This is a genomic window from Pseudomonas sp. GW821-FHT02H06, from assembly GCF_059421525.1.
Window position 1 is genome coordinate 1 of sequence record NZ_JBWKVD010000022.1, and the last position, 5,624, is coordinate 5,624.

Annotated in this window: 5 protein-coding genes and 1 pseudogene; 4 read left to right on the plus strand and 2 right to left on the minus strand. The window is 62.2% G+C overall.

The window, feature by feature from the left end; translation table 11 throughout:
- Positions 1–90 precede the first annotated feature (90 nt).
- Positions 91–273 (plus strand): annotated as a pseudogene (locus tag AC07VF_RS24385) (DUF7957 family protein); the annotation flags it as partial.
- 130 nt (positions 274–403) lie between these two features.
- Here AC07VF_RS24385 and AC07VF_RS24390 read toward each other — a convergent pair.
- Together AC07VF_RS24390 and AC07VF_RS24395 are read right to left on the minus strand one after the other, a co-directional pair.
- Positions 404–1,744, minus strand: coding sequence for an ATP-binding protein (locus AC07VF_RS24390; protein ID WP_495009828.1), 1,341 nt, complete (start codon positions 1,742–1,744; stop codon positions 404–406).
- Positions 1,741–2,481 (minus strand): response regulator, encoded by a 741-nt coding sequence (locus AC07VF_RS24395; RefSeq protein WP_192175111.1) that lies wholly within the window; start codon positions 2,479–2,481, stop codon positions 1,741–1,743. Before AC07VF_RS24395 ends, AC07VF_RS24390 begins: the two co-directional genes overlap by 4 nt.
- A gap of 301 nt (positions 2,482–2,782) precedes the next feature.
- Here AC07VF_RS24395 and AC07VF_RS24400 point away from each other — a divergent pair, with 301 nt between their 5' ends.
- The 3 genes from AC07VF_RS24400 (at position 2,783) to AC07VF_RS24410 (ending at position 5,469) form a co-directional block, all read left to right on the plus strand.
- On the plus strand, positions 2,783–3,046 hold the full coding sequence (locus tag AC07VF_RS24400) for a DUF2790 domain-containing protein (RefSeq protein WP_495009829.1): 264 nt from the start codon (positions 2,783–2,785) through the stop codon (positions 3,044–3,046).
- 79 nt (positions 3,047–3,125) lie between these two features.
- Positions 3,126–3,380 (plus strand): hypothetical protein, encoded by a 255-nt coding sequence (locus AC07VF_RS24405; protein WP_495009830.1) that lies wholly within the window; start codon positions 3,126–3,128, stop codon positions 3,378–3,380.
- Positions 3,381–3,519: 139 nt separating this feature from the next.
- Positions 3,520–5,469 (plus strand): AAA family ATPase, encoded by a 1,950-nt coding sequence (locus AC07VF_RS24410; RefSeq protein ID WP_495009831.1) that lies wholly within the window; start codon positions 3,520–3,522, stop codon positions 5,467–5,469.
- Positions 5,470–5,624: the final 155 nt, after the last annotated feature.

Consider the following 5,624-nt stretch of genomic DNA (forward strand, 5'->3'; position numbering starts at 1 on the left):
CTGCCACCGACCGTTTACGAACGGACGATGGCCTTGAAACCACCTATCGAGGTGTCCGGAATTAGTTGACCACTACACGTTTATGGAGTTAGCCATGAGGGCAAAGTTCTCTGGCAGATAGAAGAAAGCCCCCATGGCACTCAAGAAGACAAGCCGTATGTGAATATCTACATAGGTCAGAATGACGATCTGATTGCAGGTAACTGGAATGGGGTGAGTTATCTGGTGAACCCTGAGAATGGAGAAATTATGGTTGTATCGTTCGACAAATAGTCAGACGGTCGCAGCGTGCGTCCATGACTCCGATCGTTCCCACGCTCTGCGTGGTAACGCCGCTCCGGACGCTCGGCGTCCAATCCCGGCTGAAGCCGGTCCCACTAGGGATGATCCTCGTCACCACCCCTTAGAGATCCGTGATCTTCACCACCCCCGTCGCCAACCGCGCGGGCAGCTTCAATTGCGCGCACAAGCCGCCGCCTTCGCGGTTGGTCAGGGTCAACGTTCCACCTAACGCGATCGTCAATTGCTGTGCAATCGCGAGACCCAGCCCTGTCCCCCCCGTATCGCGGTTGCGTGAGCTTTCCACGCGGTAAAAAGGTTTGATGACCTCGGACAATTCCCCTTCGGCAATTCCCGGCCCGCGGTCGAGCACCTGGAGCGAGAGGCTCTGGTCGGGGTGGGCGATGACCTGGATCTCTGCCGCTCCACCGAATTTCAACGCGTTGTCGGTCAGGTTGACCAGCACCCGGCGCAGGGCGTGGGGGCGGGTGTCGATGACGGCGCCAGTCTTGCCGTTCAGCTGCACGTCGCGGCCCACGTCTTGATAGTCGAACACCAGGCTGTCGAGGAATGAATCCATGTCCACGCGCCGCGCTGTTTCGGTGGAGGTGTCCATGCTGCGCGCATACGCGACGCCTTCCTGGACCAGGTGCTGCATCTCGCTCAGGTCGCTCCACAGCTTGTCTTTCTCGACGCCATCGTCCATGAACTCGGCGCGCAGTTTCATGCGGGTGATCGGGGTTTGCAGGTCGTGGGAGATCGCCGCCAGCAGCTGCATGCGTTCCTTCACGTAGGTCGAAATCCGCTGCTGCATGGTGTTGAACGCCACGGCGGCGAAGGCCACTTCGGTCGGGCCGTTTTCATCCAGGCGAATGCCTTCTCCGTTCGGGTCGAGGTTGTCGACCGCGTGGGACAGGCGCGTCAGCGGGCGAATGGCCGTGCGTACGGCCAGCCAGGTGCAGACAAACAGCAGCACGAGTTGGCCAATCAACAACAAAGGCAGCCAGGGCGACAGCGGGGTGATCTGCGGGCGCACGTCAATCGTCAGCGGATTGCCGTCCTTCAGCGTCAGATGCGCCTGATAGTGCGGGCGGCTGTCGGCGATGTTATTGAACGTCAGTTCGTAATCGTGACCGAGGCTTTCCTGCATCGAATGCACTGACATCGGCGCCTTGTCCATGTCCACCGGCGTCCCGGTCTGGCCGGCACCGAGGATGTAGCCGTAGGTCGGGTGTTCGAAGCGTGGCAGCCAGGCCTGACGCTCGTCGGCCGGCAGGCGCTCGAGCACGGCGACCGTGGTGCTGAGGTCGCGCTCCATATTGCCGAGCATCGTGGTCATCGCGCTTTCATAGCGCTCATAGAATTGCAGGCCGAACGACAACCCGTGGGCCAGCACCAGGCTGATCAGAAAAATCAGCGAGAGCCGTGACGCCAGGGTGCGCGGCCATCCGACGCTCAGCTTCATGGGCTTTCCCCGAGAATTTCCACGGCGTAGGTGAACACGTAGCCCTCGTTGCGCACGGTCTTGATGTAGGCCGGGTCACGGGCGTCGTCGGCCAGGCGCTGACGCAGACGGCTGACCAGCAGGTCGATGGAGCGATCGAACAGATCGGCGTCACGGCCCTGGGTCAGGTTCAGCAACTGATCGCGGCTCAAGACCCGCTGCGGGTGATCGAGGAAGGTGCGCAGCAGGCGGTATTCAGCGCCGCTGAGGGTAACGACCGTGCCTTGGGCGTCGAGCAAGTGGCGGGCGGTGGTGTCCAGTTTCCATTTGCCGAACGCCAGCATACGACCGGCTTCGGTGACGATCAGGTTCGGCGGCAGCATGCGGGTGCGGCGCAGCACGGCGTTGATCCGCGCCAGCAGTTCGCGGGCGGCGAAGGGTTTCACCAAGTAGTCGTCGGCGCCCATTTCCAGGCCAATGATGCGGTCGGTTTCGTCGCTGCGGGCGGTGAGCATCAGCACGGGGGTGGTCTTGTGCTTGCCGGTGCGCAGCTCGCGGCACAGCAGCAGGCCATCGTCGCCCGGCATCATGATGTCGAGCACGATCAGGTCGACGGGCGTCGATTCCAGAAACGAACGCATCTGCCTGCCATCCGCCACCACGGTGGTGCGCAGACCGTTCTTCTTCAGGTAATTGCCCACCAGCTCTCGAATCTCGCGATCGTCATCGACAATCAGAATGTGATCGACGTGCTCCATTGCCCCAGCTCCCGTATTCATGTGTGTGGCGCATCTTAACCAGTCGCGCGTGACTTGCCTGCCGGGGTTTGTATTCCACTGTATCTGGCGCTGCCGGGCATACATGCGCATGCAAAAGACGGTTTTTTCGGCGCGAATGTATCGCTGTGTATCTGCAGCGGGCGCTGACACGTAAGGATGATTTTCCGGCCGTTCGCGACACAAGCGAGATACCTGCGGGGCGTTCAATGGGACCCATCGAGACGACAGACACACACCGCCTCGAACCCCAACCGAACAACCTTGGATACCGGAGAACATCATGAACTGGAAGAACCTCAGCATCGCCACCCTGTTTGCCGCCCTGAGCCTCGGCGCCCTGACTGCACACGCCCAGCCCGTCGCCCAAGCTCACACTTACATGTACGGCGACCACCTGGATATCGCCAAGGCCCTGTCCACCGAAGTCGACTCAACCCCGACCTGCGGCGTGGTCAACGCCCATCTGCGCTACCTCGATTCCCAGGGTCAGCAACAGACCCTGAACTACCAGACTGTTGCCCAGAACTGCCCGCAGGACAACTGAGTCCGGGCTCGGGGCAGGTGACGTGTCACCGGCCGCCCGGTTCGCTCATTACCGTTGAAGATTTCATGAGGATCACACCATGACACCGATCAAGACCACCCTGTCCGCCGTTGCTTTCGCACTCGCCGGTTTCGCCGTGCACGCCAACGCAGCGCTACAGCACACCGGCGCCGACGACGGCGCCTGCTTCCAGCTCGCGCCGAAAGTCGCTGAAAACGGCTCTGACAAAACGCCGCTGGTGATGTGGATTGAAAGCCGCGGACAGATGGTCGCGGAAGGCGGCTCCGAACACACCCGCGCCGGCATGGCGGGTGAGCAGCAGAGCCGAGTGTGAGGCCCGATTCAGGCGGCGGTCTTACGGGCCGTGCGTGGTAACGGCGACACGCAAGTGGGCGGTGATCGGGCGGCAGGAGTAAGCTGTGCTCCTTTTTGACTGCCCGCGCCCACGCGCCGCTCAGGACCTGACGCCCGCAATGAGATCACCCGCTGCCTTCGCGCCCCCGCCGTCGTTGTTTCTGCCCCTGACCGAAGAGGTGTGCAAAGGCCTGGCCGCTGGCGAATTGCTGGACGATTTCCTGAGTCAAGCGGGCCGGCCGCAACTCGCTGCGCTGATGCTGCTGCTCAATCTCAACGCACTGGTCGCGCAAAACACCGCCGTCGAACAGCTCGAACGCATGCTCGATGATGTCCTGCGCGCAGCCGCTTCCGTTGAAGAAGCCGGCGGTCGATTTGCCGATCTGGTGCGGGGCAGGTTCACCGCCGACCATCTGGCCGCAGGGCTCTCGGTGCTTGAAATTGCCGGAGTCAGTCTGCTCGACGACGCTGATATCGAGCAGCAGGATTACCTCGACGGGGAGGGGCAGTGGGACTTCGGTTTTGGCCAGCGTCATCGCGCCAAACTGGAGCCACTGACCCGCGAGATCGTGATGCCGTCCGGCGACGTCCTGCGCCTGAGCGATCAGCAGAGCCGGATCTTCGACGAGTTCAAGGTCTGCAACGAAGAGTCGTTCCATTTGCAGGCCTATGCCGGGGTGGGCAAGACGTACCTGCTGGCGAAGTTCTTCGAGGTCCTGGTTCCGGAAAAGACCTTGCTCATGGCGACCTTTCCGGGGCAGGTGAGCGCGCTTCAGGCGCGGGTGCGTCAGGCCAACCCCGACGCGCGGATCAACGCCTGCACCTTCGGCCACATGGCCAACCTGCTGCTTAACCGCGACCTGACCGCTCGCGGCTGGCGCAACAACGACACTCAGCGCACCGGCGCCAGCTCGCTGGTCGATGACCGGCAAGTGGCGCAGTGGCTGAATTTGCAGGCGGTGGGCAAGCTGCAGCCCCGTGACGTGGCGCGGGTCTGCCGCAGCACCGTGCACAGTTTCAGCCTGTCGCCGCTGGCGAATATCGAGGCGCGGCACTTGCCGTCGTTGGGCCACGCGGCGAGTCAGGCGGACATCGCTCTGCTGCTGGAATACAGCCGCCTGCTCTGGCGCGAGACGGTCAGGCCCTCGGCGCCGCATATTCGTCTGCCGATCCGCAACAGCCACCGGATCAAGTTCCTGGCGCTGACCAACGAAGTCATCCCCGAGAACTACAGCCACATCATCATCGACGAAAGCCACGAACTGACGGCGCCGATGGTGCAGATCCTCGACCGCAGTCCCCAGGCGGTCATTACGTTGGGCGACGAATTTCAGCAGCTCAGCGGCAAGACCCCGCGCCACGGCGGCTTCATTCGCCAGCGTTTCATGACCCAGTCGATCCGCGCCGGCAAGCAAATGGCCGACGTGCTCAATCCGATGATTCAATTGCACCCCAGCGACATCAAGGAAGGTTTCGTCGGCCGCGCGCCGCACCCGACGCGGATCATTGGCCACGGCATCATGCCGATTCCGGAAAAACCCACGACGATTCTGGTCGCCAACGAATGGGGCCTGTTTGCCTGGTTCAAGCGCCTGACCGAAGCCGGCGCGCGCTTTCAAATGCCCCTGCGCACCTTTGAAAGCCTCACGCTGTTCGTAAAAGGCCTGGACCTGCTCTACCGCGAAGACCTGCGCCCGCAGCACCGGCTGATCTTCCGGTTTGCCTATTGGGACGCGCTGGCCTCGGCCATGGGCGGCAGCCACGAATTCAAGGCGATGCATGAGTGGCTCGGCCAGGGCAACCGCCTGCAGGACTTCCTCGACACCACCCAGCGGTTCTGCAACGACCCGGCCGCCATCCTCAAACTGGCGAAAGTCGAAGACGTGAAGAACCAGGAATTCGACTCCGTGCTGCTCTCCCGCGACCTCATGCGCCCACCGCGCGAGGGCTCGACGCATTCACTGGCCAGCGTGTGCTCACTGCTCTACACCGCCAGCTCCCGCGCCCGGCATGAACTGCTGCTGCCGGGAAACATGAATGACTGGTTGCAGGATTTGGGGCGTAAGTAGAGCGCGCTACTACCTGTGGGAGCGAGCTTGCTCGCGAAGACGGCAGTTCAGGCACTGAAGATGTAACGGCTGTTCCTGCCTCTTCGTGAGCAAGCTCACTCCCACAGTCCCAGCGAACCGACCCAAATATCGAGTGAATCCACTATCCCGTGGGA

Coding starts and splice junctions, on each gene's coding strand:
- AC07VF_RS24390 (WP_495009828.1), bottom strand. CDS start 1,744: ATGAAGCTGAGCGTCGGATGGCCGCGCACCCTGGCGTCACGGCTCTCG.
- AC07VF_RS24400 (WP_495009829.1), top strand. CDS start 2,783: ATGAACTGGAAGAACCTCAGCATCGCCACCCTGTTTGCCGCCCTGAGC.
- AC07VF_RS24395 (WP_192175111.1), bottom strand. CDS start 2,481: ATGGAGCACGTCGATCACATTCTGATTGTCGATGACGATCGCGAGATT.
- AC07VF_RS24405 (WP_495009830.1), top strand. CDS start 3,126: ATGACACCGATCAAGACCACCCTGTCCGCCGTTGCTTTCGCACTCGCC.
- AC07VF_RS24410 (WP_495009831.1), top strand. CDS start 3,520: ATGAGATCACCCGCTGCCTTCGCGCCCCCGCCGTCGTTGTTTCTGCCC.